Genomic DNA, 25,820 nt, shown 5'->3' with positions numbered 1-25,820 from the left:
TGGGTCGGTTGCGCCATCAGGCCGCTGTGTCGATGCAGAGATATTTGAGTTCGGTGAAAGCCTCGATGCCGTGCCGCGATCCTTCGCGGCCGAGACCGGATTGTTTCCAGCCGCCGAAGGGAATGGGACCGCCGGTGATCTTGACCCGGTTGATCGCCACCATGCCGTAGTCCAGGGCCCGGCCGAGCCGCATCTGCCGAGCGCCGTTTTCGGTGACGGCATAGGCAACGAGGCCGTATTCGGTGTCGTTGGCGCGGGCGATCACCTCGTCCTCGGTGTCGAAAACGGCAATGGCAGCGACTGGCCCGAAGGTTTCTTCCGACATGATCAGAGCATCGCGGGGCACGCCGGTGAGCAGCGTCGGGGTGTAGAACAAGGGTCCAGCCGGGTGACGTGTGCCGCCGGTCAGGCATTGAGCGCCGCGCTTGATGGCATCGGTCACATGCTCATGCACCTTTGTCACCGCCCGCTCATGCATCAAAGGGCCGATATCGACGCCGGGTTCCAGGCCGTCCCCGATCTTCAGCATCTCAATCCGCGCCTTGAAAGCCGCGTTGAAGGCGTCGAGGATCGAGCGCTGGACAAAGATGCGATTGGCGGCGAGGCAATCCTGGCCCGATGTCGCAAATTTCGCATTGATGGCGATATCGACCGCCTTGTCCACATCCGCATCGTCAAAGACGATCAGCGGCGCGTGGCCGCCCAGTTCCATCACCAGCCGTTTCAGGGTCGGCGCGCATTGCCCTGCGATGAGCTTTCCGATTTCGGTGGAGCCGGTAAAGCTCAGCGCCCGGACCCGGCTGTCTTCGCACAGGCGGCCGACAATGGTGGCAGCGTCGCCGGTCACGACGTTGAAAACGCCCGCCGGAATGCCGGCTCTCTCCCCAAGCTCTGCCAGTGCCAGTGCGGAAAGAGGAGTTTCAGAAGACGGGTGAGCAACGACCGTGCAGCCTGCAGCCAACGCTGCAGCCGCCTTGCGGGTGATCATGGCGGACGGAAAATTCCAGGGCGTGACGATGCCGACGACACCCAGCGCCTCTCGGCGCACGATCATCTCGGCGTCCGGCAGGTGGCTCGTAACGCTCTCTGCATTCAGCCTTTTGCCTTCCTCCGCATACCATTCGATGAAGGACGCGGCATAATCGATTTCGCCCTTCGATTCCGCCAGCGGCTTTCCCTGCTCCAGCGTCATGATCAGAGCCAGATCATCCTTGGCGGCGAGCATCAGTTTATACCAGCGGCGCAGGATTTTGGCGCGCTCCTGCGGCAGCAGCGACCGCCATTTTGGAAAGGCGCGTGCGGCGGCATCAATGGCCAGCGACGTTTCAGTCGCATCCAGCTGCGAAACCCAGGCGAGAGGTACGGATGTGGCGGGATCGCGCACTTCGAACGTGCTGTTCGCCGCATTGGCGACCCAGCGGCCGCCGATATAAGCGAGCGATTTCAACAGATGTTTGTCGGTCAGCCGCGCAAGAGCGTCGTGACAGGCGGGTCGGGCGAATACAGCGTTCATCTGGGGCTCCTCATGCGTCGATTGCCACGCAGTCTGACAGCTTTGGAGGGAGAGATGGTCTGTTGGCAGCAAGCGTAGAAGAGGATCTGTCCAAATGACGGGGTGCTTGCAGAGGAATTGTCTAGCTGTCCGCTATGCTCTCCTGCGACAGGAGAACAGAAACAGGCAACACGGTTTCCTCTTTCACGGTCTTGGTCACGATGTACGTAAAATAGCGGGCAATGCCGATTTCGCGGTCAAGCAGGTCATCGACCAGCCGCTGATAGGCGTCGATATTCGACGCCATGATTTTCACGATGTAATCGACCCCGCCGCCGACCGACCAGCAGGCGACAATTTCAGGAATGGCCGTCACCGCCCGCTCGAAACGGTCGAAATCCACCTGGCGATGATTGCCGAGCGTGACCTCCATCATCACGCTCGCAACAGGCGCAACGCGGCGCACAGCGACACGCGCGTGGTAGCCCGAGACGATCCCGGCTTTTTCGAGCTTGCGCAGCCGCATCCAGCAGGGCGTCGGCGACAGGCCCACTTCTTCTGCCAGCGCCAGCTTGGTGATGCGCCCGTCCCGTTGGACGGCCTCTAAAATCCGCAGGTCGATGGCGTCAAGTTTCATTCGAACGGGTATCCCGGCGTGGTTATCATGGCAAAGCCTATGAAATCCGAATGGAGAATGCAATTTTTGGATTGTCAATTGACCTGAATTTTATCAATGTCAAATCATGACAAATTGGCGTCCCGATCCGCAGCAGCTCCGCCGGCCGGCCTATCTCTCGCTTGCCGAGCAGATTGCCAATGCCATTCATGACGGCAAGCTGGTGAATGGCGAGCGATTGCCGACACATAGAAAGCTGGCGGAAGATCTGACGCTGTCGATCCAGACGGTCAGCCGCGCCTATGACGAACTCATCCGCCGCGGCATGATCGCCGGGGAGATCGGACGCGGCAGCTTCGTCCAGACCCAGCCGAAAGAACCGGAGCCGCCCTATCTGCCGGAGCGGCTGGGCGAACTCATCGACCTGTCGATCCTGAAACCGGTCTGCGAGCAGATCCATCTCGAGCGGATGCGCGAAGCCTTTGGCTGGCTGGCGGAAAACCTGCCGTCGAGTTCGGCGCTGTCGTTCCGGCCGAATATGGTGTTTCCACGCCATCGGGCGGTGGCGGCCGAATGGCTGGCGCAATGCGGGCTGGAGGTTTCGCCGCTCAACGTCAATCTGACCAATGGTGCCACGTCCGGCATGACCGTCGCCCTGATGAGCGTTGCACCGCCGGGATCGACGGTTGCGACCGAGGCAATCAGCCACCACACGCTGGTGCCGCTCTCGACCTATCTGGGCATTCACCTGGAAGGTCTGGCGATCGATGACGATGGCATGATCCCGGAAGCTCTGGACGAGGCATGCCGGAAAGGCCCCATCCGTGCCGTTTTCCTGCAGCCTTCGGTGGTCAATCCGACGGCGACGCTGATGAGCATTGAGAGGCGCCAGGCGCTGGCGGCCGTTGCGGCCCGGCATGACATTGCCATCATCGAGAACGATATCCTCGGCCCCCTGGTTGAAAACCGGCCGCCGCCGCTGCAAACCTTTGCGCCCGAGCGCACGCTTTACGTCACGAGTTTCACCAAGATCACCGTGCCGGGCCTGCGCATCGGGTATCTCGTTGCGCCAGACCGCTATGTCGCCGCAGTCGCCAACCGGCATCTCGTCTCCAACTGGATGGCAACGCCGGCGATTGCCGAGATCGCCACGCGCTGGGTCAGCAACGGCACGGCGATGGAATTGGTCAACTGGCAGCGCCGGGCGCTGGCGCGGCGCCACGAGATTGCGACCGAGGCCTTGGGGGCACTCTTCTACCATTCCCACCCGCAAAGCCTGCATATCTGGCTGCCGCTGACTTGCCAGCATACGGAGGAGGGGTTCGTGGCGCAGGCGCGTCTGCGCGGGGTGGCGATCGCTCCGGGCGCCTCCTTCCAGACGGCCGACCATGGCCGCGCACCCGCCGTGCGCATTTCGCTCGGCTCGACAACCGAGGCCGAGTTGCGCACGGGGCTTGGCATCGTTGCGTCGCTGGCGCATGGAAATCCGGAAGCTCTGCTGCTTGCGATTTGATAGTTACGCCTGTCAAATGGGCAGGGAAAGAATAATTGTCATGAGATTATTTTGACAATTGACATGATTTGATAGGCTCGTCATCGTTAGGCATCGCTCGTCTCAACAGGAAGAGATCTGCATGCCTTCGCCCATGATCCGCATCGACAACATCACCAAGACCTACGGGCCGCTGACCGTGCTCGACGGTCTGTCGATGGATGTCATGCCCGGCGAGAAGCTGGCATTGATCGGCCCGTCCGGTTCGGGAAAGACCACCATCCTGCGCATCCTCATGACGCTGGAAAAAATCAACGGCGGCCATATCGAGGTCGATGGCGATCAGCTTTATCATATGCGCAAAGCCGGCAGTCTTACGGATGCCGATGAAAAGCACCTGCAGAAGATGCGCGAAAAGATCGGCATGGTCTTCCAGCACTTCAACCTGTTTCCGCATAAATGCGTGCTCGACAATATCACCCTGGCGCCGATGCTGACCAAGGGCGTGCCAAGGGCTGCTGCCGAGGCGCGGGCGATGGAGCTTCTCGACATGGTGGGCATGGCCGACAAGGCAAAGAGCATGCCCGCGCAATTGTCCGGCGGACAGAAGCAGCGCGTTGCCATCGCCCGTGCCTTGGCGCTTTCGCCGAAGATCATGCTGTTTGACGAGGTGACCTCGGCGCTTGATCCGGAATTGGTCGAGGAAGTGCTGAATGTCATGAGGAGGCTCGCGGTCGAGACCGATATGACCATGCTGCTCGTCACCCACGAAATGGGATTTGCCCATGATTTCGCCGATCGCGTCCTGTTTTTCGACAAGGGAAAGATCGTCGAGGAAGGCAAGCCGGACGACATATTCCGTAATCCCAGGCAGGAGCGCACGCAGAGCTTCCTGCGCAAGATCATCGCGGCGGGGCACCGCGTCTGATCGCTGCGGCGATCAGACAATGCCTCCGATAAAAATGGAAAAATCCAGAGGAGTTGGAACAATGAGAGCGACGTATTTCATGACGATGGCAGCCGGCGCCACGGCGTTGATGGCTGGTCTTGCTACAGTCCCGGCACATGCCGACGATGCCAAGCTGGAGGCGCTGAAGGCACAGGGCTTTGCCCGCATCGCCATTGCCAACGAGCCGCCGTTCACGGCTGTCGGCGCCGACGGCAAGGTGTCAGGGGCTGCCCCCGATGTGGCCCGCGAAGTCTTCAAGCGCCTCGGCGTGCCGGATGTCGTCGCCTCGATTTCGGAATATGGCGCGATGATCCCCGGTCTTCAGGCCGGCCGGCACGATGCTGTCACCGCCGGTCTGTTCATGAAGCCGGAGCGCTGCGCAGCCGTTGCCTATTCCGAGCCGGTTCTGTGCGATGCGGAAGCGATGCTGGTGAAAAAGGGCAATCCCAAAGCCTTCAAGAGCTATGCCGATGTTGCCAAGGATCAAGCCGCCACGATCGGCGCACCAGGCGGCGGCACGGAAGAAAAGCTGGCGCTGGAAGCCGGCGTACCGCGCGACCGCGTCATCGTCGTGCCCGACGGCCAGAGCGGCCTGAAAATGCTGCAGGACGGCCGCATCGACGCCTATTCGCTGCCGGTCCTGTCGATCAACGATCTCGTCAAGAAGGCCAACGATCCGAACCTTGAGGTCATTGCACCGGTCCAAGGTGCGCCGGTCTATTGCGATGGCGCCGCCTTCAAGAAGGGCGACGAGGCACTGCGCGACGCCTTCGACGTCGAACTGGCCAAGCTGAAGGAATCCGGTGAGTTCGCCAAGCTCATCGAGCCCTATGGTTTCTCGGCTGCGGCGGCGATGTCGACGACGCGCGAAAAGCTCTGCGCGGCTGCGCAGTAATCGCTGAGGGGAGGATGGCATGCGCCGTTCTCCCCCCCAATGAGACGATTGGTGATGATTGGTGACGATATGTGACGACGGGTGCGCATCCCGCTCCGTCACAAAGACAGGTCATGCGGCATTCCCAGAAGCCGTGGCAACTGCAGAGAAGGCAAGATGATCGACTGGTCCGGCTACATTGGGCTGATATTGCAAGGGGCGCTGGTGACCATCGAATTGACGGTCATGGGCTCCGCGCTGGCGCTGGTCATGGCGTTTGCTGCGGGGCTCGGCCGGCTGTCGCGCTTTGCCGGCGTGCGCGCGCTCGCCACTGTCTATATCGAGTTCTTTCGCGGAACCTCGATCTTCGTGCAGCTGTTCTGGGCCTATTTCGTGCTGCCATTTGCCGGCATCACGCTGACGCCCTTGCAGGCGGGTGTTCTGGCTCTGGGGCTGAATGTCGGCGCCTATGGTGCAGAGGTTGTGCGCGGGGCCGTGCGGGCCATCGGCCGCGAACAGCACGAGGCCTGCGTTGCTCTCAACCTTGGCCGCTATCACCGGATGCGGCATATCATTTTACCCCAGGCATTGCCGCTGATGCTGCCAACCTTCGGCAACAATGCCATCGAGCTATTGAAGGGCACCGCCGTCGTCTCGCTGATCTCGCTGACGGACATGACTTTTCAGGCGCAGGTGGTCAGGGCGCAGACCGGCAGCACGCTGATCCCGTTCGCGACGATTCTTGTCCTCTATTTCGCCATGGCCATGGCGATTTCCGCCGGCATGCGCTGGCTGGAGCGCCGCGCGTCGCGTGGTCTTGACGGGGTGAGGGTCTGAGCATGGAATGGGATTGGGCATTCGTTTGGCAGATCATGCCGACCCTTCTCGAAGGGCTGAAGATCACCATCCTTGCGACCGTGCTGGGCGCGATCGTCGCCGCAGTCGTTGGCCTGGTGCTGGCGATTGCCAGACGCTCGCCCAATCGTCTTATCTCGCGCCCGGTTGGCTTTCTGGCGGATTTTATCCGCGGGACGCCGCTTCTGGTGCAGCTCTATTTCATTTTCTACGTGCTGCCGGATATCGGCATCCGCCTGTCGCCGCTGACTGCCGGTGTCATTGGCCTGGGCATCCACTATGGCACCTATGCGGCCGAGGTTTACCGGGCAGGCATCGACAATGTGCCGCGCGGCCAGTGGGAGGCGGCGCGCGCCACCAATCTCAGCATCCGGCAGACATGGGTTCATGTCGTGCTGCCGCAGGCGATCCCGCCGATGATCCCGGCGCTCGCCAATTATTTCATCGCCATGTTCAAGGAGACGCCGCTGCTCTCGGCCATCACCGTGCTGGAACTGATGAACCAGGCAAAGAGCGTCGCCAATAGCAGCTATCGCTATATCGAGCCGATCACCATGGTCGGCGTGTTCTTCCTCGTCATCAGCCTGATCTCGGTTGTCGCGCTGCGTTTCCTGGAAGAGCGTTTTGCCCGGGTGGATGAACGATGAGCACGACGGAGATCAAAATCGAAACGGCAAGCCGGGCGCCCCGCCTGGACGATCGCCCGCTGCCGAAACGCATCGGCCTGATCATCCTGGCGACGGACCATACGACCGAGGTCGATTTCCAGCGTATGGTCGCCAGCAACCGGATCGGCGTCTATGTCACCCGCATTCCCTATGCCAATCCGGTGACGCCGGAAAACCTGAAGAAGATGCAGCCGTCGCTGAGCGCCGGCGCGGCCCTGATCCTGCCCGGCGAGACGCTCGACGTGGTCATGTATTCCTGCACGTCTGCTTCCGTCGTTATCGGCGATGCGCAGATCGAGGCTGCTGTGCAGTCTGCAAAGCCCGGTGTTCCCGTCGTCACGCCGACGGCTGCGGCTGTCAGTGCACTCAAGGCTCTCGGCGCAAAACGGATTTCGGTACTGACACCCTATACCGCCGAAACCAGCGCGCCGATGGCGGCTTACTTCGCCGATCTTGGTTTTGAGATCGACCGCTTCACTTGCCTTGGGCTTTCCGATGACCGGGACATGGCGCGCATCCCGCATGACGAGATCGCCGCCTTTGCCGCAGAAGCCATGGCACCGGAATCCGACGCGCTCTTCATTTCCTGTACCGCCGTTCGTGCGGCAGAGGCCGTGCCCCGCATCGAAAAGGCCCTTGGAAAGCCGGTGGTCAGCAGCAATCTGGCAACAGCCTGGGCATGCCTGCGGCTCTGCGGCGATACGGACGCGCGCCCCGAGCTCGGGCTTCTCATGACCAAGCCCTATGCGGAAAGCTGACGGCATGCAGCAACCCTTCATTTCACTGGATGATATTCGTGCCGCCGCTGCCCGTATTGCGGGCCAAATCCTGCGCACGCCGATGACGCAATCCGCTTCCCTTGGCGAGCTGGCCGGCGTTCCCGTCCATCTCAAGCTCGAGCATCAGCAGACTACCGGCAGCTTCAAACTGCGCGGTGCCAGCAATGCGATCCTGTCGCTGACACCGGCTGAGCGAGCATCGGGCGTCGTCGCAGCCTCCACCGGCAATCACGGCCGGGCACTGGCGCATGCGGCAAAGATGCAGGGTGCGGTCGCAACGATCTGCATGTCGCGCCTGGTGCCGGAGAACAAGGTCGCGGAAATCCGCAGGCTCGGAGCGGATGTCCGCATTGTCGGCAATTCGCAGGACGAAGCGCAGGATGAGGTCGACCGGCTGGTTGCGGACAAGGGCAAGATCATGGTGCCGCCCTTTGATCATCCTTCTGTCATCGCCGGGCAGGGAACGCTGGGGCTTGAGATCATGGAACAGGTGCCCGAGGCGGACACGGTTCTCGTGCCGTTATCGGGAGGCGGTCTCGCTGCCGGCGTAGCTGCGGCCGTGAAGGGCCTGCGCCCAAAGACAAGAGTCATCGGGCTCACCATGGAGCGCGGGGCTGCGATGAAGGCAAGCCTTGATGCCGGGCATCCGGTTCAGGTCGAGGAACTGCCGAGCCTGGCGGATTCGCTGGGTGGCGGTATCGGACTTCACAATGCGCTGACCTTTGCCATGTGCCGCGACCTGCTGGACGACGTTATCCTCCTCACCGAGGACGAGATCGCCGCCGGCATACGCAACGCCTATGCGGCCGAACGCGAGATCCTGGAAGGCGCCGGCGCGGTCGGTATTGCCGCACTTCTGTCTGGACGGGTGACATCGGCCGGCCCGATCGTCGCGATCCTGTCCGGCCGGAATATCGACATGGGACTGCATCGCCGCATCGTCAACGGCGCCTCCGGCGCGCCTGCGGAGGTTGCCGCATGAGCCGGATGATCATTCTGACGGAAGCGGATCTGCGATCCGTCGTGACACTGGATATGGATGCTATAACCTGTGTGGAAGACGCCTTCCGGGCGCTTTCGACCAAGGATGTGGCGATGCCGCCCATCCTTAGGCTCGACATTCCCGAGCATCGCGGCGAAGTGGATGTGAAGACCGCCTATGTGCCCGGCCTTGATGGCTTTGCCATCAAGATCAGCCCCGGCTTCTTCAACAATCCGTCGATTGGCCTGCCCAGCACCAATGGCATGATGGTCCTTCTTTCGGCAACCACCGGCCTCGTGCAGGCGCTGCTGCTCGACAATGGATATCTGACGGATGTGCGCACGGCCGCAGCCGGCGCCGTCGCGGCCAAATACCTGTCGAGGCCGGATGCGCAGGTTGCCGCGATCTTCGGTGCCGGCCTGCAGGCCCGGCTGCAACTGCAGGCGCTGACCTTGGTGCGGCCGATCCGGGAAGCCCGGATCTGGGCGCGCGACCGGGCGAAGGCCGAAACAACGGCTGCCGACCTGACCGGCACGCTGGGCATTAGGGTTGTCGCAATGGCCGATCCGCATCAGGCCATGTCCGGAGCCGATATTGCCGTCACCACGACGCCGTCTGAAACGCCGATCCTGAAAGCCGAATGGCTGGAAGCCGGCCAGCATATCACGGCAATGGGGTCGGATGCCGAACACAAGAACGAGATCGATCCGGCGGCCATCGCTGCCGCCGGTCTCTATGTTGCCGATCGTCTCACGCAGACGCGGCGGCTCGGTGAATTGCACCATGCCATCAAAACCGGTGTTGTCCCGGCGGCTATGGATTTTCCCGAGCTTGGGCAGATCATCGCCAGCCTCAAGCCGGGACGCACCGCAACCAGCCAAATCACCATCGCCGATCTCACCGGGACCGGCATTCAGGACACGGCCATCGCAACACTCGCCTTCGCTCGTGCCGGCCTTGCCGGCGCGGGCACGCCATTTGAAAGTTGAGACCGGCAAAGCCGGAGAATGTGGGAGAAACATGACCCAACCGAACCTCAAATTTTCCCTTGGGGAATATGAAACGCGGCTCGCCAAGACGCGCAAGGCCATGGAGGCAAAGGGCATCGATCTGTTGATCTGTAGCGACCCCTCCAATATGGCATGGCTGACCGGCTATGACGGCTGGTCGTTCTATGTGCATCAGGCGGTTATCGTCCCGCCCGACGGCGAACCGGTCTGGTACGGCCGCGGGCAGGACGCCAATGGCGCCAAGCTGACGGCCTATCTGAAGCATGAGAATATCATCGGTTATCCCGATCATTACGTGCAATCGACCGAACGCCATCCGATGGATTATCTGTCGGCCAAGCTGACCGAGCGCGGCTATGACCGACTGACCATCGGCGTCGAGATGGACAATTACTGGTTTTCGGCGGCCGCCTTTGCCGCCCTGGTCAAGCATCTGCCGAACGCCCGCTTCGTCGATGCAACGGCACTTGTGAATTGGCAGCGCGCCGTGAAGAGCGAGACCGAGATCAAATATATGCGCAATGCCGCCCGCATCGTGGAAGGCATGCACCAGCGCATCTTCGACAAGATCGAGATCGGCATGCGCAAATGCGATCTGGTCGCTGAAATCTATGATGCCGGAACGCGCGGCGTCGATGGTATCGGCGGCGACTATCCGGCAATTGTGCCGCTTCTGCCATCCGGCGTCGATGCGTCTGCGCCCCATCTCACCTGGGATGACAAGCCGATGAAGCGCGGCGAGGGCACCTTCTTCGAGATCGCCGGCTGCTACAACCGGTACCATGTGCCGTTGTCGCGGACCGTCTTTCTCGGCAAACCGACGCAGGACTTTCTCGATGCGGAAAAGGCAACGCTCGAAGGTATGGATGCCGGACTTGCTGCCGCAAAGCCTGGCAATACCTGCGAGGACATCGCCAATGGCTTCTTCGCAGTCCTGAAGAAATACGGCATCGTCAAGGACAACCGCACCGGCTACGGCATCGGTATTTCCTATCCGCCGGATTGGGGCGAGCGCACCATGAGCCTGCGCCCCGGCGACCGCACCGAGCTGAAACCGGGCATGACCTTTCATTTCATGACAGGGCTGTGGCTGGAAACGATGGGGCTGGAGATCACCGAGAGCATCCTGATCACCGACACCGGCGTCGAATGCCTTGCCAACGTTCCGCGCAAGCTGTTCGTCAAGGATTGAGTGGTCATGAACGATACCGGACTGCGCCCATCCCCCATCACACCGACGGTCGATTTTTCAGCCGCTGGCGTCCAGCATGGTTTCCTGCGTCTCCCCTATAGCCGCGACGATTCGGCCTGGGGTTCGGTGATGATCCCGGTCACGGTCATCAAGAACGGGGAGGGGCCGACGGCCCTTCTCACCGGCGGCAATCATGGCGACGAATATGAGGGCCCGATTGCCCTGTTTGATCTTGCGCAGACATTGCAGGCGCAGGATGTGCAAGGACGCGTCATCATCGTTCCGGCGATGAACTATCCCGCGTTCCTGGCGGGCACGCGGACATCGCCGATCGACAAGGGCAATCTCAACCGAAGCTTTCCCGGCAGGCCCGATGGTGCCGTGACCCAGAAGATCGCCGATTATTTCCAGCGCGAACTTCTGCCCCTTGCCGATATCGTGCTGGATTTCCACTCCGGCGGCAGGACGCTGGACTTTCTGCCGTTCTGTGCCGCGCATGTCCTGTCCGACAAGGCGCAGGAGGCGCGCTCCTTCGAACTCGTCGAGGCGTTTTCCGCACCCTATTCCATGCGGATGCTGGAGATCGATGCCGTCGGGATGTACGACACCGCAGCGGAAGAGATGGGCAAGATCTTCATCACCACCGAACTGGGCGGCGGCGGCACCGCAACGGCCAAAAGTGCAGGGATTGCCAAGCGCGGCGTCCGCAACGTTTTGGCAAAGGCCGGCATCCTGAAAGTTTCAGCCGAGGTGGTGCCGACCCAGTGGCTCGACATGCCGGATGGCGACTGCTTCTGTTTTGCCGAAGACGCGGGTCTTATCGAGCCGCGTTTCGATCTGGGCGATGCCGTTAAAAAAGGCGAGGCCGTCGCGCTCATCCATGCTGTCGGGCGCACCGGCCAGCGGCCGGTGGAAATCCGTGCCAAGATGGACGGCCTCCTTTGCGCACGCCATTTTCCCGGCCTCGTCAAGCCCGGCGACTGCGTTGCAGTCTTTGCGGTGACTGTCTGAGGCGGCTTTGTCGCCGCCACGGCCAACCCTCTGCTGTGAAGGTGCCGATTTAACCTTTGTCGATATTGATCCATGTCTTTTCATCAAACGACCGTGCCATGGCATGCACGGTCTGCTCGATGCGCAGGCCCTGCTTGAAATCGATCGCCGAAAAGGGTTCGCCCGCGATGGCGCGGATCAGTTCGTGGCATTCGATGATTTTCAGGTCATTGAAGCCGAGGCCATGACCGGGCGCGGGGATGAACTGGCCGTAGGGTGCATGCACAGGCGCCGTCAGGATGCGCTGAAAACCCTGTTGCGTGGCATTGCCGCCGGACTGGTAGAGTTCGAACTCGTTCATGCGTTCCTGGTCGTAAAGGATCGAGCCCTTGGACCCGAAGATCTGCAGCGCGATGCGGCCTTTCCGGCCCCAGGCGGCGCGGTTTGCCATGAGCACGGCCGAAATGCCGTGGTCGAGCCGCATCAGGATGCTGGCGCCATCATGGTTTTCCACCGCGCGGCGGCCACCATCGGGCAAGGGGCGGTCGGCATAGGGTTTTGCCATGTCGGTCACGACGGAGCGGACATGGCCGAAGAGATACCAGATCAACGACAGCGGATGCACCGCGAAATCATCCAGTGCGCCATAGCCTGCCGAACGCTCGCTCTTCCAGTAAAAGGCCGCCTCGGGATCGGCCATGAAATCCTCGTCCATCTCGGCGCGGACATGGTTGACGGTGCCGATCGCGCCGTCATCGATCAGCGTCTTCATCTGGCGCAGGATCGGGTTCTGAATATAGTTGTAGCCCATGATGGCAATTCTGCCGGAAGCTTCAACTGCTCTGAGCATGCGCTCAGCATCGGCAAAGCCCGGTGACATCGGCTTTTCGCACCAGACATGTTTGCCGGCCTCAAGGGCTGCAATGGCCATCTCAGCATGAAACTGGTTGGGCGTGGTGACGGAGACGACATCGACCTCCGGATCGTCGATCAGGCGGCGCCAGTCAGCTGTTGCCTTTTCGAAGCCGAACTCACCGGCGCGCACGCTCGCAAGTTCGGGATTGGCTTCCGCCAGATGAACCAGGCGTGGGCGGGCCACGTCGCCGAAGACGGTTTTGACCGCATTCCAGGCCAGCGCGTGGCACTTGCCCATATATCCCGTACCGATCAAGCCGACGCCCAATGGTTTCATGTCGATTATCCTTACCGATTATCCTGCAGCCCGTCAGACCGTCTTGCGCTTTTTCTGTCTGTAGACATCGACGACGACAGCAGCGACGATAATCATGCCTTTGACGATTTCCTGGTAATAGGCATCCACCCGCAGGAAGGTGAAGCCGGAGGTCATCACGCCGAGGATGACCGTGCCGATAACCGTCCCGGTGATGCGGCCGACGCCGCCGGCAAGCGACGTGCCGCCGATCACGGTGGCTGCGATCGCGTCCAATTCGTACATGACGCCCATGCCGGCCTGTGCGGTCTGGGCACGCGCGGCAGTGACGACGCCGGCAAGGCCCGCAAGCATGCCGGCAATTGCATAGACCTTGATCAGATGGGCCTCGACATTGATGCCGGAAACACGGGCAGCCTGGACATTGGCGCCGATTGCATAGGTGAATTTGCCGTAGCGGGTGTAGCGCAAGGCAATATGGAAGATGAGGGCGACGACGAGGAAGACGATGACCGGCCAGATGCCCGTGCCGATGAAGTTGAACTGGTCCGTCAGGCCGGAAACCGGCTGGCCCTTGGTGTACCATTTCGAGAGACCGCGCGCAGAAACCATCATGCCCAGCGTCGCGATGAAGGGGGGTATCTTCGTCTTGGCGATCAGCCAGCCGTTGATCAACCCGGCAAGCAGGCCGACACAGAGCCCCAGGCCGATCGGCACGATGGCCGGCAGGTCCGTCAGGGCCGGATAAAGCGCACGCGGCCAGGTCGAAGCCTGGGCGACGCTTGCGGCAATCATTGCCGTGACGCCGACAACGGAACCGGAGGAAAGATCGATGCCACCGGTGATGATCACCTGGGTGACGCCAACGGCGATGATGCCGATGACCGCCACCTGCAGGATCATGATCGTAAGCCGCTGGGTGTTCATCAGGAAGCTCTGGCCGATGAAGATCCAGCCAAGCACCTCGTAAACCAGCGCGATGCCGATCAGCACCAGGAAGATGTTGAATTCCGGCGGGATGCGCCGCTTGCTGGCCGGCGACGAGGCCGTTGCGGCCGAGGCTTCAATCTTGGTGCTCATGTCTGTCCTCCCTGATGGTATTTCTAAAAGCGCGCCATCACTGCGCTGCAAGTTCCATGACCTTGACCTGGGTCGCTTCCGCCTGGTCAAGAAAGCCCGTGACCCGGCCCTCATGCATCACCATGACGCGGTCGCTCATGCCGAGAACCTCCGGCATTTCCGAGGAGATCATGATGACGGCAACGCCGTCGCGGGCGAGCTCCGTCACCAGCCGGTGAATTTCCGCTTTAGCACCGACATCGATGCCGCGCGTCGGCTCGTCCAGAATGAGGATGCGCGGATTGGTCAAAAGCCAGCGGCCGATCAATGCCTTCTGCTGGTTGCCGCCCGAGAGGTTCTCGATGCGCTCCTGAAGGTTCGGGGTCTTGACCCGCAGCTTGCGCGCCATCTCCTCGCATTGTGCCGACACGGCCTTCTGATCGACAAAGCCCATCTTGACGAACTTGTCCTGCAACACGGCGATCTGCATGTTTTCCAGCACATCGAGGATCAGCAGACAGCCGGTATCCTTGCGGTCTTCCGTGAGGAAGGCCATGCGGTTGCGGATCGCTTCCGTCGGCGAACCGATCTTCACCGGCTTGCCGTTGATCTCGATGGATCCCGAGCTTGCCGGCGTCACGCCGAACAGTGTTTCCGCCACATTCGAGCGGCCGGAACCCACAAGACCGGCAACGCCCAGGATTTCGCCGGCGCGCACGTCGAAGGACACGTCGTGGAAGACGTCTTTCAGGCAGAGGTCTTTCACCGACAGCACGACATCGCCGATCGGCACCTCTTCCTTGGGGAACATCTGGGTGATTTCGCGGCCGACCATCATCTTGATGATGTCGTCGCGGGTTACGTCGGTGGAGGCGTGCGTGCCGATATATTTGCCGTCACGAAACACCGAGAATTCATCGGCGATCTCGAACAGCTCGTTCATCTTGTGGGTGATGTAGACGATGCCGATGCCCTGGCTGCGCAGGTCGCGGATGATGGTGAAGAGATGGGCGACTTCGCGCTCGGTCAGCGCCGATGTCGGCTCGTCCATGATCAGCACATCGGATTCGTAGGACACGGCCTTGGCGATCTCGACCATCTGGCGATTGGCGATCGAAAGGTCACGCACTTCCGCCTGCGGATCGAGCGCGATGTTCAGCCGCTTGAAAAGGTCAGCCGTCTTGCGGTTCATTTCGCCATGATCGACAAAACCCAGCCGGGTGAGGGGCTCGCGGCGGATCCAGATATTTTCGGCGACCGTCATGAAGGGCATCAGGTTGAGTTCCTGATGGATCATGGCGATCCCGTTTTCGAGCGCATCCAGCGGTGATTTCAACCGGATATCGACACCCTTGAATTTCACTTCGCCCTTGTCGGGCGTATAGATGCCGGCGAGGATCTTCATCAAGGTGGATTTGCCAGCGCCGTTTTCCCCCATCAGCGCATGCACCGTGCCGCGCTTCAACCGGAACGACACATCATCCAGCGCCACGACGCCCGGAAATTCCTTGCGCACGCCTTCGACAGCGAGAAGATATTCGGCATTGGGCACGGCGCCACTGGCACGTACGGCTGCCATTGTTGTCGGACTGACCATGTAGTGATGCCTCCCTGTCGCCTTGTCTGGCCGGGACCTGCGCCTTTGAGCGGCGCGGTCTCTTCATAGGTTTCGCTGTGCTGCGCAATGCGCCCGTCATCAACGAGACCGGGCAGTCCGGGGCGCCTGTGGGCGCCCCGGTGATCAGGCTCAGTTCTTGGCCTGATAGTCCTTGAGGTTGGCAGGGGTCACCAGTTCGAAAGGAATATAAACCTTCTTTTCGACCGTTTCGCCGCGGGCAAATTTCAAGGCTGCGTCCAGCGCACCCTTGCCCTGACCGGCAGCGTTCTGGAACACCGTCACGTCGAGGTCACCTGCTCCCATGGCAGCAAGGGCATCCTGCGTCGCATCAACGCCGCCGATCACGACCTTGTCCATCGGACGGCCGGAGGCCTTCAGTGCCTGAATGGCGCCAATCGCCATTTCGTCATTGTTGGCGATGACGGCGTCGAATTCCAGACCAGCCGAAAGCCAGTTGGTCATCAGGTCGGCACCCTGGGTCCGCGACCAGTTGGCCGTCTGCTCTTCAACGATGGTGATGCCCTTGCAGGCGTCGGTTGCCAGAACGTCGTGCACATCCTTGGTGCGCATGCGGGCGGCCTGGTTGGAAAGCTCGCCCATCATGACGACGGCCTTGCCCTTGCCACCGAGCAGCTTGCAGACTTCCTGGGTCTGAAGCGTGCCGGATTCGGCTTCGTTGGATGCGACGAAAGCCTGCTTTTCCGGGAGCGTGTCGATGTTGATCGGCTCGCGATTGACATAAACCAGAGGAATGCCGGCATCGGCCGCAATCTTCGACATAGCGGCAGTGGCATCGGTATCGACCGGGTTGACGACGATGGCATCGACGCCGGCGGCAATGAAGTTCTGGATCTGGCTCTGCTGCTTGGCAACGTCGTTCTGCGCATCTTCGACCTGCAGCGTGACGCCATCGAGCGTCTTGGCATAATCCTGCATGCCGTTGCGCAAGACGGTCAGGAAGTTGTCGTCGAACAGCGCCATCGAGACGCCGACCGTTTCGGCATGGGCCGCCGTCGACATCATCACAGCCAGGGCTGCGCTCATAATCATTTTCTTCATGATGTAGTTCCTCCACAAAACGGTGACCGGCGACCACCCTCCACAAGCCGGAGGCGCCCCATTCCCGGCGGCGCCCAATTCCCGTATGCCGCCTCTCCCGGGCGGCTCTGCATCAAAACAGAATAAACAAACCGATAGTTTGTTAATACGGAATACATATTCCATTTTATGATTGGATCGTCAAGGGCGTTCCATCCGGCATTCCTGCAAAAACGTCAGCGCGAACGTCCGTTCTCCTACGCCTTGGCGGCAAGGAAGTTCATACTCTCCCGGATTTCTGTCTGGATGTCGGTGGATTGATGGACGTCCGGTGAGAAAGGCTCGAACGAGAACGGTCCCGCATAGCCGTTTTCCCGCAGTTTCCGGATCTGGCCGACATTATCCAGCCGATCGGTTGAATCAACGAGGATGCGGTGTGGATCGCGCATCGCGCTCACGGTGACATCCGGATCGGCGACACCGGAGATATGCACCAGCCCGGTCATTTCAGGATGGAATTTTTCTTCTCCTGCCAGATGATGATGGAACGTGTCATGCACGATTTTGAACCGATTCTCCCCCGAAACGGCGCGAATGGCCTCAACGGCCTCGGTTTTGGATCGCAGCGAGCAGATTTCGAACCCGAGCGGCTCGACGAGACCGGTAATGCCTGCATCTTCCAGCATCGGCTTCAGCGCGGTCAGCGCCTGGCGCAGGTTTTCCTGGCGCTCGCCATCGGCCTGGCCGCTACCGTCGTTCACCGGCACGAGAACCAGCGCCTTGGCGCCACAGTCGCGCGCATAGGTTATGAGTTCCTGCGCTTCACGGGCGCGGGTCTCGTTCCACTCATTGAAGCGTTGCAAGGCATTGATCGAGATGATCGTCAGCCCGTGCTTTTCGGCCAGGGCCTTGATCTCGCTGGGCGGCGTCCCGTCGATGATGGCGTTGCCATCGAGATCATTGCGAATCTCGACAGCGTCAATGCCGAGCGATGCCGCTAGACCAAAAAACGCATCCGGCGATAATGCCGGAGCCGTCATGTGATTGAGTGCGAATGAAAGAGTGGTCATGGTTGCTGTTCCTCCTGCGAAATGAACGGGCCAGGGAGGGCCGGGCGGCACGCTTTTCACGCGTGCGGTCCGAATGCAAATCTCTCTCCCTAAGGCTGGAGGATCAGCAGCTTATTGCGGAACAGTCAAAGAGGAAGACGCCATTTCCCTGTCATTCGTGACAGAATGAGGAAACGTCCTGAGGGAATTCCATCATTTCCCGCGCTGTGCCGGTCAAATATTTTCCGGCGTGAAAATATCGAACGGCAAGAATGTCTGACCGGGAACGCCGCCGATGCCGCGATCGATCGCGGCGACCATCTGGCCGATCAGTTCGCGGGCGATCGGGGCGGCGGGTGTTGATATCGCCATGGTCACCAGATCATCGGCCAGCGCCGCGCGCGATTCCGGCGTCAGTTCGTTGACGACAACCAGCAGCTTTCCGGCACGCTTCTCTTCCGCCAGCGCCGTGATCGCACCCTCCATGCCGCCGCCGCAGACATAGAAGCCGATGAGATCGGGATGACGCTGCAGAAGATTGACTGTTGCCTCATGGGTAATCTCGGCAGTGTCCAGATTGACCAGCGTATCCAGTACCTCGAAGTCTGGCGCGTTCTCGCGAAAATAAGACCGGAAACCAATCTCGCGCAGTTCATGGCCGTGAAAACGGTGGCTGCCGATGAAAGTCGCGACCTTGCCCGGCTTTCGCGCCGCCTTGGCGATCATCCAGGCGGCGGTGCGCCCGACCGTGCGGTTGTTCAGCCCGACATAGCCTTCACGCACGCCGGCGGCGAAATCGGAGAGAAGCGAGAAAACGGGAATTCCCTTTTCCCGCAAGTCTTCCACCGCCGCCGTCACGGCCGGATAATCCGGGCAAACAAGCGCCACCGCCTGGTTGCGGGCGGCCACCGCCTTGAGTTTTTCCGTCAATGCCGTCGGTGTCGCACTCGTATTATAGTCGATCTGGGGAATGATGCGGACGCCGGGCGCCGACAGGGCCGCAGCTTCGATCTCCCTGGTCATCGACTGGTAGAAATATTGGTTCGGCTTTTGCAGGATGAAGCCCAGTCGATATTGTGGCAGATCCTCGAAGACCCGCTGACGCAACAGGCTGACGGCATGGTAGCCGATCTCCTTGGCCGCATCGTAAACCCGCCGAGCGGTTTCCTCCCGAACCTTGTGGCGGCCGTTCAGAACGCGATCGACGGTGGCGACGCTCACGCCTGCGGCATTGGCGAGATCGGTAATGGTCGGGCGTCCGCTCATCGGTTCTCCTGAGGTAAACCATCATTTTCTCATGAGAGATATGATGTGTTTTGATAGATTACATCAAGGCTGCATTGAGCTGCAGTCAAAGTCAACCTATCCTGATTGCACAAGCCAAGACCGGACGGCGGGAGGATGTGAATGGACAAGGTTGCCACGAAACGCGACTATAGCCTGCTCGGCCGCGATGCCCAGGCTGCCGTCGACAGCGGACTTGCTGCCGCCGAATGGTATCACACCGATATTCCGCGCAAGCAGATGAAAGAGCTGATGAAGCGCGAGGATGGCCCCGCTATCCGCGATACGGCGATATGGCTCGGCAGCATGGTGGTTACCGGCGCACTTGGGATCTATTTCTGGGGCACCTTGTGGTGCGTGCCGTTCTTCCTGATCTACGGCGTCATGTATGGCTCGGCATCGGATTCGCGCTGGCATGAATGCGGTCACGGCACGGCCTTCAAGACGCGCTGGATGAATGATGCGGTCTATCAGATCGCCTGTTTCATGATCATGCGCAATCCGGTGACCTGGCGCTGGAGCCACACCCGGCACCACACCGATACGGTCATCGTCGGCCGCGATCCGGAAATCGCCGTGATGCGCCCGCCGGACCTGCTCAGGCTGATCCTCAATGTCTTCGGCCTGCTGGATGCGGGCTATGCGATGATCGACATGGTCCGCAATGCCGCCGGGATCATCAGTCCGGCCGAAAAAACCTTTATCCCCGAGCAGGAACAGCCGCGCGTGATCCGTGTCGCCCGCATCTGGATGCTGATCTATGCCGCAACGCTGGTGCTCGCAATTTACCTCGGCTCCATCCTGCCGCTGATGCTGGTCGGGCTGCCGCGGCTCTATGGGGCCTGGCATCATGTCCTGACCGGGCTTTTGCAGCATGGCGGCCTTGCCGACAACGTCATCGATCACCGCCTGAATAGCCGCAGCGTCTACATGAACCCGTTCAGCCGGTTCGTGTACTGGAACATGAACTATCATGTCGAACATCATATGTTCCCGATGGTGCCCTATCATGCGCTGCCGCAGCTGCATGAGATGATCAAGCATGATCTGCCCGCCCCGAACAGGTCGATGCTCGACGGCTACCGTGAGATGATCCCGGCCTTCCTGCGCCAGCTGAGAAACGAGGACTATTTTCTCAAGCGCGCGCTGCCGCCGACGGCCAAGCCGTACCGCGAGGAATTTCACGCCGAGCCAATCGCCGCCGAATAGAGCGGTATCAAAGAACTGAACCGAATGGAGGAAACGATGAGCAACTGGGTGGAAGTCTGCGCAACGGACGATATCGATGAAGAGGATGTCATCCGCTTCGATCACGAGGGAAAAACCTTTGCGGTGTACCGCAGCCCCGACGACCGGTTCTTTGCGACCGATGGGCTCTGCACCCATGAAAAAATCCATCTTGCCGACGGGCTTGTCATGGACGACATCATCGAATGTCCAAAGCACAATGGCCGCTTCAGCTATATGACGGGAGAGGCCAAGGGAGCTCCAGTCTGCGTCGATCTCAAGACCTACCCGGTCAAGGTCGAGGATGGCAGCGTCTTCATTTCACTGGGCTGAGGGGGCGATCATGACGCATATCCTCATCATCGGGGCAGGGGAATGCGGCGCGCGTGCGGCTTTTTGCCTGCGCGAAAAAGGTTTTCGTGGAGAGATCACCCTTGTCGGCGCCGAGGAACATCTGCCCTATGAGCGCCCGCCGCTCTCGAAGGATGCGCTGCTGCTCGGCCATGCGCCCAAGCTGGTCTCCGATGCCGCCCGTTATCTGGAGGCAGGCATTACAGTCCTGAGCGGGATCAGCGCGGAAAACATCGAGCCGCTTGGGAAAACGGTACGCTTGTCCGATGGCCGCAATCTCGCCTATGACCAGCTGCTTTTGACGACAGGTGCCCGCCCACGCCCGTTTCCGGGCCAAAATCCAGTCGCCGCAGCGTCCGGCACACGCATTCGGACATTGCGAACCCATGGTGACGCCGTTGCCATCCGTGCTGCCCTGCAGCCGGGTACGCATCTTGCCATCATCGGCGGCGGGTTCATCGGTCTTGAACTGGCGGCAACCGCGCGCAAGCTCGGCGCGCGCGTCACGCTGGTCGAGGGCCTGCCCCGCATCCTCAGCCGTGGCGTACCGGAAGAACTGGCCGCCGTGGTCGCCGAGCGGCACGAGGCCGAGGGCGTCGAAATCCTCTGCGGCGTCAAGATCCGGGGCCTTGAAGAAAACCGGGAGGGTGCGACAATCCTTTTGGAGGATGACAGCACGATTGCTGCAGACCTGATCGTCGTCGGCATCGGTGCCATCCCGAATATCGAGCTTGCCCGCGATGCCGGACTTGCAATCGACAACGGCATCGCTGTTGACGCCTGTTTGCGAACATCCGTGCCGGACATCTTTGCCGCAGGCGACTGCTGCTCCTTTCCCCTGTCGCATTATGGCAATCGCCGCCTGCGGCTGGAAGCTTGGCGCAATGCCCAGGACCAGGGCCAGCTTGCCGCCGCCAATCTCTTAGGCGCGGAAGAGACGATCAGCGCCATTCCCTGGTTCTGGTCGGATCAATACGAACTGACGCTCCAGATTGCCGGTCTCGCCGACGGTGCGGCCCAGACCGTCCGCCGTGATATGGCTGAAGGCGCCTTCATTCTCTTCCATCTCGATGCCGGGGGCCGGTTGATCGCCGCCAGCGGTATCGGTCCCGGCAACACAGTTGCCCGCGATATCCGCCTGGCCGAAATGATGATTGCGGCCGGCATCCACCCCGATCCGTCAGCCCTCGCCGCGCCGGACACCAAGCTGAAGACGCTGCTGGCGGCCTGAAGGCCGCAGGACCAAACAGCGAACCAACCGCAGCGGCTCCTTCGCCGCTCGCGGCAACGGAGAATTATGCCATGAGACATCACCGGCCAACCGTCGCCGACCTTCTGTCGATGAAGGGAAAACGTCAGCTGAGCATGCTGCGCGTCGAGACACTGGAGGAGGCGGAGGCCGCCGAACGGGCAGGGGTCGATCTCGTGTCCGTGCCGCCATCGCTTCTGAGCCCGGCCTTCCGCGAGGCGGCACCCTCCGTCTTTGCCTTTCCCGGCCTCGAATATGGCGATCTTGTCACGGCGGACGAGTATATCCGTGCTGCTTTCCAGGCCTTGAAAGCAGGTGGTGATGCGGTCTATTGCGCCGCCGGTCTCTCGACCGTCCGCCGTATGCGCGAAGAAGGCATCCCGGTTTGCGGCCATGTCGGGCTCATTCCCTCAAAAGCCACCTGGACCGGCGGTTTCCGCGCGGTCGGCAAGACGTCGGTCAGCGCACTTGAAATCTGGCGGCAGACAAGAGCGCTCGAAGACGCCGGCGCATTTGCCGCCGAGATCGAGGTCGTTCCGGGCGAAGTCGCAGCCGCGATCAGCGAACGCACCTCCATGCTGATGCTGTCCATGGGAGCGGGCACAGGCTGTGACGCGCAATATCTGTTTGCAGACGATGTGCTCGGCGCCACCAAAGGCCATGTTCCGCGCCACGCCAAGATCTATCGGAACTTCGCCGTCGAATATGACCGGCTGCAACAGGAGCGCATTGCCGCATTCGGCGAATTTGTGGCCGATGTCAAATCCGGCGCCTATCCCGCCAAATCGCATCTGGTCGGCATCGAGCCTGCGGAGCTGGAAGCATTCCTGCAGTCGCTGGCGTAAGCAGTTGCCGCCTCACCGCACCTCACTGCTGCGTGCCGCCGTCCTTTTGCTTTTTTGTTGTTCAAACGGAGAGGCAGTACGCTTCAAACGGAGCAAGCTGCACCGGTTGGGAACTCAAGCCGAGTTTCGTGGTGTCGATCGACTGTTCCTGCGCCGTGAGATTGGCGATCCAGGCAAGACGGCCGTCCGCTGTCTCCACCGTAAATGCCAAGACCTTGTCCGGCGCGGAGGACGTGACCGCCTGCCAGGAATTTCCGGCAATGTCCGAAAGCCCTTTGACGACGGCGAAGAGCGGGCGTTTGCCGCCGTCTTCGACCGGCTCATGCTTGCCGGCATAAAGTCCGAACGGGCCGGTGAGTGCGCACAAGGTCAGGGTTTCGAGACCGGCATCCAGGACTGAGGTGACATAGCCTGCGGCAAAGGCTGCGGCGAATTGGCCGTTATGGCGCGGCTCCCGGTTGGCCATAGGTATGCGGCCACCATCCGGATTGTCCATCGTGCGGCTGCCATAGGGGTTCTGGCGCATGGGGATGGTAGAGGGGCCGATCCGGTAGGGTTTGCCGCCATAGATGGCGCGGACGGATTTCGTGATGAAGGGCAGGGCCTCGAGCGTCTGCATCACGCTGATATCGTCGGCGGCATGGACGATCGGGTTGGTGCAATGGCTGATGAAGGCGAGGTTTTCGCCCGGCACGCGCTTGCGGTTGAGTTCGGTAAAATAGGACAGCATGCCGCCGCCGAGGCGGATGCCGGGAAACGCGTTCAGGGCCGCCGCGTAAACGTCCGCAAGCGGCGGGCAGTCCGGCCATGCGCTGCCGGGCGGTGTCGATTGCCGGTCAACCGAGGGGCAGACCATGATGGCGTCAGGGCCGAAACCCGCGTCCCGCATCCAGGCAGAGATTTCCTGCAATTCCTCGCCCAGCGCCCTTTGGCAGGGGACGGCGATTTCGAGCGTCGTGGTGCCGGTGTGAATTGCTGAAATCGCGGCGAAATCTGTAAAGGCTGACGGGCCGTGACCGGCTGCCGGGTCGAAATGGAAAAGCAGCTCCTGAACGTTCAGCGCATCCGGTTGCTGAAGCGCGGCAAGGCTGTCTTTCGCTTCCTCAGGCGTGATCAACAGGCCGATCGCAGGCATGATGCCGGTGGCTGTACCAGGCGTAAGATGGACGATGCCATGATTTTCGGCGGCGGCGGCGGCAACGTCGGACGCGGTTCGGCTGTCGGTGATCGTCAGGGTGATCTGCTGGGAGACCGGTCCGTTTGCCGGGATCATATAGGGCCAGGGCAGGGCGAGCGGGCGGACATAGGTCTTGTAGGACGCATCCGACCAGTTGCGCTGGTCCTCCATTTCGAACGTGTCGCCTTCCATGCGGCATTCGGCGCTGACGCCGGCAAGGGCGGTGTGCGTGATGGAGCGCATGTCCTTGAACGGCTGCCACGGCTCGATCAGGTCAGGAAGCTTTGTGTCTTCGATGGCGCCATCGACATGCTCGACGGTCACCGGCGTGCCCGCGATGCCGACGATGGGATGGAGAATGCAAAAACCGCAGCGATTGGTCTCAAAGCCGGTCTCCGATTGCGCCAAGCCCTTGAAAATCAGCCTTCCGTCCGCTGTGCCTTCGATCGCGGCGGATATATCGAGAAGGCTGCCATACGGACCATGGCAACGGGCGCTATAGGCGACGCTGAACCCCGCCTCCGTCTCGGTGACGGCAAGGTTTGATACTGTGGGATCATAGGTGCCCCAGTCGCGGTCGCGCACCAGGTAGGAGATGGCGCGCAGCACCTCGACGCCATCATAGCGGATTGCGCGCAGATTGCCGCCCGCCAGTTGCGCCGTCAGTTTTCCGGCTCTTAGCAAACGGGGCGCAGGCTCGGCCTGCCTGGTTCCGTAAAGCTTGAACGCGGTTTCTGCATCTTTCATTTCAACAGGCTTCCGATGTCGATCGTGGCTTTGGAGGCTGCACTTTCGTAGGCGGCCTCGACAAGCGCAAAGGTCTTCAGGTTGTCCGTGCCGGACGTGGAGGTTTCCGCTCCCGCCTTCAGGCTGTCGGCCCAATGCTGCTGGATGGCGAACACGCTTTCCTGGATATTGTGCCAGGGGCGCGAAGCCCAGGAGAGAAGCGTGGGCGCGACGTCGGTATTGACCGTGCCTTGCGCATTGGTCACCTGCAATTCGTAGCCTTGCGACAGGCGGATCGAGCCCTCGGTCCCGTCGATTTCGATCAGCGTTTCCGGGAAGGGTTCGACCGACTGCTTCGTCGCATAGCTGACATCGACGATGGAGGTCGCGCCGTTTTCGTGATCGAGCAGGATGGTGGCGACATCCTCGCCGTTGATCTTCGGGTTGACGCGCTTGGTGCGGGCCGTCAGAGACGTCACGTCGCCCAGGATATAGCGGGCGATATCCAGTGTGTGGATGCCGAGATCCTCGATGATGAAGCGCTTGCCCTCTGCAAGGTAAGGCTGGCCGGAAAAGACATCATAGCCGGAGCGGAAGGAAAAACGGCCCCAGAAGGGCGTTCCGATCGCGCCCGCGTCCAAGACCTTGCGCACAGCCTGGATCGGCGTCTGCCAGCGAAAGTTTTCATGGATCATCAGCGGAATGCCGGCCGCCGTGCAGGCTTCAACCATCGCCTTGGCGTCGCCAAGTGTCGGCGCAAACGGTTTCTGGCAGATTGCCGGCACCTTGTGGGCTGCCGCCATCTCGACCAGCGCACGGTGGCTGTTCACGGTCGTGGCGATATCGACGAAATCGAATCCGCCTTCGGCAAACATCTGGCCGGCATCTGTATAGCGGCGCGCAATGCCGAACTGGTCGCCGACAATCTTCAAGCGCTGCGGATCACGGTCGCAGATGGCAACGATGTCGGCACCATAGACGTCGCTCCAGCCATGCATCTGGTTGACGGCGAAAAAGCCGCAGCCGATCAGGGCGCCCTTGAGGTCTGGCATATCGTGATCCTTCAAGACTCAAAACCCTCATTCGTGTGCGGATTGGGCGATTACATGTATGTATGGCCGCTGGCG

General features: G+C 61.0%; 24 protein-coding genes. 14 read left to right on the top strand and 10 right to left on the bottom strand.

Going from position 1 to position 25,820, the window contains the following annotated elements:
- Positions 1 to 16: 16 nt before the first annotated feature.
- Positions 17 to 1,513, bottom strand: a complete 1,497-nt coding sequence (locus ASD32_RS04865; RefSeq protein ID WP_060636805.1) for an NAD-dependent succinate-semialdehyde dehydrogenase — start codon at positions 1,511 to 1,513, stop codon at positions 17 to 19.
- A 121-nt stretch (positions 1,514 to 1,634) separates the two neighbouring features.
- On the bottom strand, positions 1,635 to 2,129 hold the full coding sequence (locus ASD32_RS04860; protein ID WP_060636803.1) for an Lrp/AsnC family transcriptional regulator: 495 nt from the start codon (positions 2,127 to 2,129) through the stop codon (positions 1,635 to 1,637).
- Between the two features lie 106 nt (positions 2,130 to 2,235).
- Between ASD32_RS04860 and ASD32_RS04855 the strand changes: the two genes are divergently transcribed.
- The 10 genes from ASD32_RS04855 to doeB all read left to right on the top strand — a co-directional run bounded on the left by ASD32_RS04855 (position 2,236) and on the right by doeB (position 11,920).
- A complete protein-coding gene (locus ASD32_RS04855; protein WP_060636801.1) occupies positions 2,236 to 3,621 on the top strand; it encodes a PLP-dependent aminotransferase family protein in 1,386 nt (461 codons plus the stop codon).
- 121 nt (positions 3,622 to 3,742) lie between these two features.
- Positions 3,743 to 4,528, top strand: a complete 786-nt coding sequence (ehuA, locus tag ASD32_RS04850) for an ectoine/hydroxyectoine ABC transporter ATP-binding protein EhuA (RefSeq protein WP_060636799.1) — start codon at positions 3,743 to 3,745, stop codon at positions 4,526 to 4,528.
- Positions 4,529 to 4,589: 61 nt separating this feature from the next.
- The gene (ehuB, locus tag ASD32_RS04845) at positions 4,590 to 5,444 is read left to right on the top strand and encodes an ectoine/hydroxyectoine ABC transporter substrate-binding protein EhuB (protein ID WP_060636797.1); all 855 of its coding nucleotides are present in this window, start codon (positions 4,590 to 4,592) and stop codon (positions 5,442 to 5,444) included.
- A 156-nt stretch (positions 5,445 to 5,600) separates the two neighbouring features.
- On the top strand, positions 5,601 to 6,260 hold the full coding sequence (ehuC, locus tag ASD32_RS04840) for an ectoine/hydroxyectoine ABC transporter permease subunit EhuC (protein ID WP_060636795.1): 660 nt from the start codon (positions 5,601 to 5,603) through the stop codon (positions 6,258 to 6,260).
- A gap of 2 nt (positions 6,261 to 6,262) precedes the next feature.
- Positions 6,263 to 6,925 carry an ectoine/hydroxyectoine ABC transporter permease subunit EhuD gene (gene ehuD / locus ASD32_RS04835; RefSeq protein WP_060636794.1) on the top strand — a complete coding sequence of 221 codons (663 nt, stop codon included), beginning with the start codon at positions 6,263 to 6,265 and terminating at the stop codon, positions 6,923 to 6,925.
- Positions 6,922 to 7,704 (top strand): ectoine utilization protein EutA, encoded by a 783-nt coding sequence (eutA, locus tag ASD32_RS04830; protein WP_060636792.1) that lies wholly within the window; start codon positions 6,922 to 6,924, stop codon positions 7,702 to 7,704. The genes ehuD and eutA overlap by 4 nt, the downstream gene beginning before the upstream one ends.
- A gap of 4 nt (positions 7,705 to 7,708) precedes the next feature.
- Positions 7,709 to 8,707: a hydroxyectoine utilization dehydratase EutB gene (eutB, locus tag ASD32_RS04825; protein ID WP_060636790.1), complete on the top strand. Its 999-nt coding sequence runs from the start codon at positions 7,709 to 7,711 to the stop codon at positions 8,705 to 8,707.
- Complete coding sequence (gene eutC / locus ASD32_RS04820; RefSeq protein WP_060636788.1) at positions 8,704 to 9,696, top strand: ectoine utilization protein EutC; 993 nt, start codon at positions 8,704 to 8,706, stop codon at positions 9,694 to 9,696. The genes eutB and eutC overlap by 4 nt, the downstream gene beginning before the upstream one ends.
- A gap of 31 nt (positions 9,697 to 9,727) precedes the next feature.
- Entirely contained in the window at positions 9,728 to 10,909 is a 1,182-nt protein-coding gene (gene doeA, locus ASD32_RS04815) for an ectoine hydrolase DoeA (protein ID WP_060636786.1), read from the top strand.
- 6 nt (positions 10,910 to 10,915) lie between these two features.
- A complete protein-coding gene (doeB, locus tag ASD32_RS04810) occupies positions 10,916 to 11,920 on the top strand; it encodes a N(2)-acetyl-L-2,4-diaminobutanoate deacetylase DoeB (protein WP_060636931.1) in 1,005 nt (334 codons plus the stop codon).
- 49 nt (positions 11,921 to 11,969) lie between these two features.
- Here the strand turns inward: doeB and ASD32_RS04805 are convergent, their stop codons facing one another.
- From ASD32_RS04805 to ASD32_RS04780, 6 genes are all read right to left on the bottom strand, one after another.
- Entirely contained in the window at positions 11,970 to 13,091 is a 1,122-nt protein-coding gene (locus ASD32_RS04805) for a Gfo/Idh/MocA family oxidoreductase (RefSeq protein WP_060636784.1), read from the bottom strand.
- A 33-nt stretch (positions 13,092 to 13,124) separates the two neighbouring features.
- Positions 13,125 to 14,150, bottom strand: a complete 1,026-nt coding sequence (locus ASD32_RS04800) for an ABC transporter permease (RefSeq protein WP_060636782.1) — start codon at positions 14,148 to 14,150, stop codon at positions 13,125 to 13,127.
- Positions 14,151 to 14,187: 37 nt separating this feature from the next.
- A complete protein-coding gene (locus tag ASD32_RS04795) occupies positions 14,188 to 15,726 on the bottom strand; it encodes a sugar ABC transporter ATP-binding protein (RefSeq protein ID WP_156383059.1) in 1,539 nt (512 codons plus the stop codon).
- A 150-nt stretch (positions 15,727 to 15,876) separates the two neighbouring features.
- Positions 15,877 to 16,806 carry a sugar ABC transporter substrate-binding protein gene (locus tag ASD32_RS04790; RefSeq protein ID WP_060636779.1) on the bottom strand — a complete coding sequence of 310 codons (930 nt, stop codon included), beginning with the start codon at positions 16,804 to 16,806 and terminating at the stop codon, positions 15,877 to 15,879.
- Positions 16,807 to 17,042: 236 nt separating this feature from the next.
- Complete coding sequence (locus tag ASD32_RS04785; RefSeq protein ID WP_060636776.1) at positions 17,043 to 17,855, bottom strand: TIM barrel protein; 813 nt, start codon at positions 17,853 to 17,855, stop codon at positions 17,043 to 17,045.
- A gap of 213 nt (positions 17,856 to 18,068) precedes the next feature.
- Positions 18,069 to 19,100 (bottom strand): LacI family DNA-binding transcriptional regulator, encoded by a 1,032-nt coding sequence (locus ASD32_RS04780; RefSeq protein ID WP_060636774.1) that lies wholly within the window; start codon positions 19,098 to 19,100, stop codon positions 18,069 to 18,071.
- A 141-nt stretch (positions 19,101 to 19,241) separates the two neighbouring features.
- On the opposite strand from ASD32_RS04780, the gene ASD32_RS04775 reads away from it, so the two are divergent.
- The 4 genes from ASD32_RS04775 to ASD32_RS04760 all read left to right on the top strand — a co-directional run bounded on the left by ASD32_RS04775 (position 19,242) and on the right by ASD32_RS04760 (position 22,790).
- A complete protein-coding gene (locus ASD32_RS04775) occupies positions 19,242 to 20,327 on the top strand; it encodes a fatty acid desaturase family protein (protein ID WP_060636772.1) in 1,086 nt (361 codons plus the stop codon).
- A gap of 36 nt (positions 20,328 to 20,363) precedes the next feature.
- On the top strand, positions 20,364 to 20,678 hold the full coding sequence (locus ASD32_RS04770; RefSeq protein WP_060636929.1) for a MocE family 2Fe-2S type ferredoxin: 315 nt from the start codon (positions 20,364 to 20,366) through the stop codon (positions 20,676 to 20,678).
- 10 nt (positions 20,679 to 20,688) lie between these two features.
- Complete coding sequence (locus ASD32_RS04765) at positions 20,689 to 21,927, top strand: FAD-dependent oxidoreductase (protein WP_060636770.1); 1,239 nt, start codon at positions 20,689 to 20,691, stop codon at positions 21,925 to 21,927.
- A gap of 71 nt (positions 21,928 to 21,998) precedes the next feature.
- Positions 21,999 to 22,790, top strand: coding sequence for a 3-methyl-2-oxobutanoate hydroxymethyltransferase (locus ASD32_RS04760; protein ID WP_060636768.1), 792 nt, complete (start codon positions 21,999 to 22,001; stop codon positions 22,788 to 22,790).
- Between the two features lie 61 nt (positions 22,791 to 22,851).
- On the opposite strand, the gene ASD32_RS04755 is transcribed toward ASD32_RS04760, so the two are convergent.
- A complete protein-coding gene (locus ASD32_RS04755) occupies positions 22,852 to 24,714 on the bottom strand; it encodes a hypothetical protein (RefSeq protein WP_060636766.1) in 1,863 nt (620 codons plus the stop codon).
- Positions 24,711 to 25,745: a Gfo/Idh/MocA family oxidoreductase gene (locus ASD32_RS04750; RefSeq protein WP_060636765.1), complete on the bottom strand. Its 1,035-nt coding sequence runs from the start codon at positions 25,743 to 25,745 to the stop codon at positions 24,711 to 24,713. Before ASD32_RS04750 ends, ASD32_RS04755 begins: the two co-directional genes overlap by 4 nt.
- Positions 25,746 to 25,820 lie beyond the last annotated feature (75 nt).

The sequence above is a fragment of the Rhizobium sp. Root483D2 genome (genome assembly GCF_001426685.1).
GTDB lineage: Bacteria > Pseudomonadota > Alphaproteobacteria > Rhizobiales > Rhizobiaceae > Pararhizobium > Pararhizobium qamdonense.
The sequence above is the reverse complement of the archived record's forward strand: the minus strand, read 5'-3'. Positions and strand labels throughout refer to the sequence as shown.

What these genes read in the sequence shown, in the direction of transcription:
- ASD32_RS04865 (WP_060636805.1), bottom strand. Translation starts at nt 1,513, where the DNA reads ATGAACGCTGTATTCGCCCGACCCGCCTGTCACGACGCTCTTGCGCGG.
- ASD32_RS04860 (WP_060636803.1), bottom strand. Translation starts at nt 2,129, where the DNA reads ATGAAACTTGACGCCATCGACCTGCGGATTTTAGAGGCCGTCCAACGG.
- ASD32_RS04855 (WP_060636801.1), top strand. Translation starts at nt 2,236, where the DNA reads ATGACAAATTGGCGTCCCGATCCGCAGCAGCTCCGCCGGCCGGCCTAT.
- ehuA (WP_060636799.1), top strand. Translation starts at nt 3,743, where the DNA reads ATGCCTTCGCCCATGATCCGCATCGACAACATCACCAAGACCTACGGG.
- ehuB (WP_060636797.1), top strand. Translation starts at nt 4,590, where the DNA reads ATGAGAGCGACGTATTTCATGACGATGGCAGCCGGCGCCACGGCGTTG.
- ehuC (WP_060636795.1), top strand. Translation starts at nt 5,601, where the DNA reads ATGATCGACTGGTCCGGCTACATTGGGCTGATATTGCAAGGGGCGCTG.
- ehuD (WP_060636794.1), top strand. Translation starts at nt 6,263, where the DNA reads ATGGAATGGGATTGGGCATTCGTTTGGCAGATCATGCCGACCCTTCTC.
- eutA (WP_060636792.1), top strand. Translation starts at nt 6,922, where the DNA reads ATGAGCACGACGGAGATCAAAATCGAAACGGCAAGCCGGGCGCCCCGC.
- eutB (WP_060636790.1), top strand. Translation starts at nt 7,709, where the DNA reads ATGCAGCAACCCTTCATTTCACTGGATGATATTCGTGCCGCCGCTGCC.
- eutC (WP_060636788.1), top strand. Translation starts at nt 8,704, where the DNA reads ATGAGCCGGATGATCATTCTGACGGAAGCGGATCTGCGATCCGTCGTG.
- doeA (WP_060636786.1), top strand. Translation starts at nt 9,728, where the DNA reads ATGACCCAACCGAACCTCAAATTTTCCCTTGGGGAATATGAAACGCGG.
- doeB (WP_060636931.1), top strand. Translation starts at nt 10,916, where the DNA reads ATGAACGATACCGGACTGCGCCCATCCCCCATCACACCGACGGTCGAT.
- ASD32_RS04805 (WP_060636784.1), bottom strand. Translation starts at nt 13,091, where the DNA reads ATGAAACCATTGGGCGTCGGCTTGATCGGTACGGGATATATGGGCAAG.
- ASD32_RS04800 (WP_060636782.1), bottom strand. Translation starts at nt 14,150, where the DNA reads ATGAGCACCAAGATTGAAGCCTCGGCCGCAACGGCCTCGTCGCCGGCC.
- ASD32_RS04795 (WP_156383059.1), bottom strand. Translation starts at nt 15,726, where the DNA reads ATGGTCAGTCCGACAACAATGGCAGCCGTACGTGCCAGTGGCGCCGTG.
- ASD32_RS04790 (WP_060636779.1), bottom strand. Translation starts at nt 16,806, where the DNA reads ATGAAGAAAATGATTATGAGCGCAGCCCTGGCTGTGATGATGTCGACG.
- ASD32_RS04785 (WP_060636776.1), bottom strand. Translation starts at nt 17,855, where the DNA reads ATGACCACTCTTTCATTCGCACTCAATCACATGACGGCTCCGGCATTA.
- ASD32_RS04780 (WP_060636774.1), bottom strand. Translation starts at nt 19,100, where the DNA reads ATGAGCGGACGCCCGACCATTACCGATCTCGCCAATGCCGCAGGCGTG.
- ASD32_RS04775 (WP_060636772.1), top strand. Translation starts at nt 19,242, where the DNA reads ATGGACAAGGTTGCCACGAAACGCGACTATAGCCTGCTCGGCCGCGAT.
- ASD32_RS04770 (WP_060636929.1), top strand. Translation starts at nt 20,364, where the DNA reads ATGAGCAACTGGGTGGAAGTCTGCGCAACGGACGATATCGATGAAGAG.
- ASD32_RS04765 (WP_060636770.1), top strand. Translation starts at nt 20,689, where the DNA reads ATGACGCATATCCTCATCATCGGGGCAGGGGAATGCGGCGCGCGTGCG.
- ASD32_RS04760 (WP_060636768.1), top strand. Translation starts at nt 21,999, where the DNA reads ATGAGACATCACCGGCCAACCGTCGCCGACCTTCTGTCGATGAAGGGA.
- ASD32_RS04755 (WP_060636766.1), bottom strand. Translation starts at nt 24,714, where the DNA reads ATGAAAGATGCAGAAACCGCGTTCAAGCTTTACGGAACCAGGCAGGCC.
- ASD32_RS04750 (WP_060636765.1), bottom strand. Translation starts at nt 25,745, where the DNA reads ATGCCAGACCTCAAGGGCGCCCTGATCGGCTGCGGCTTTTTCGCCGTC.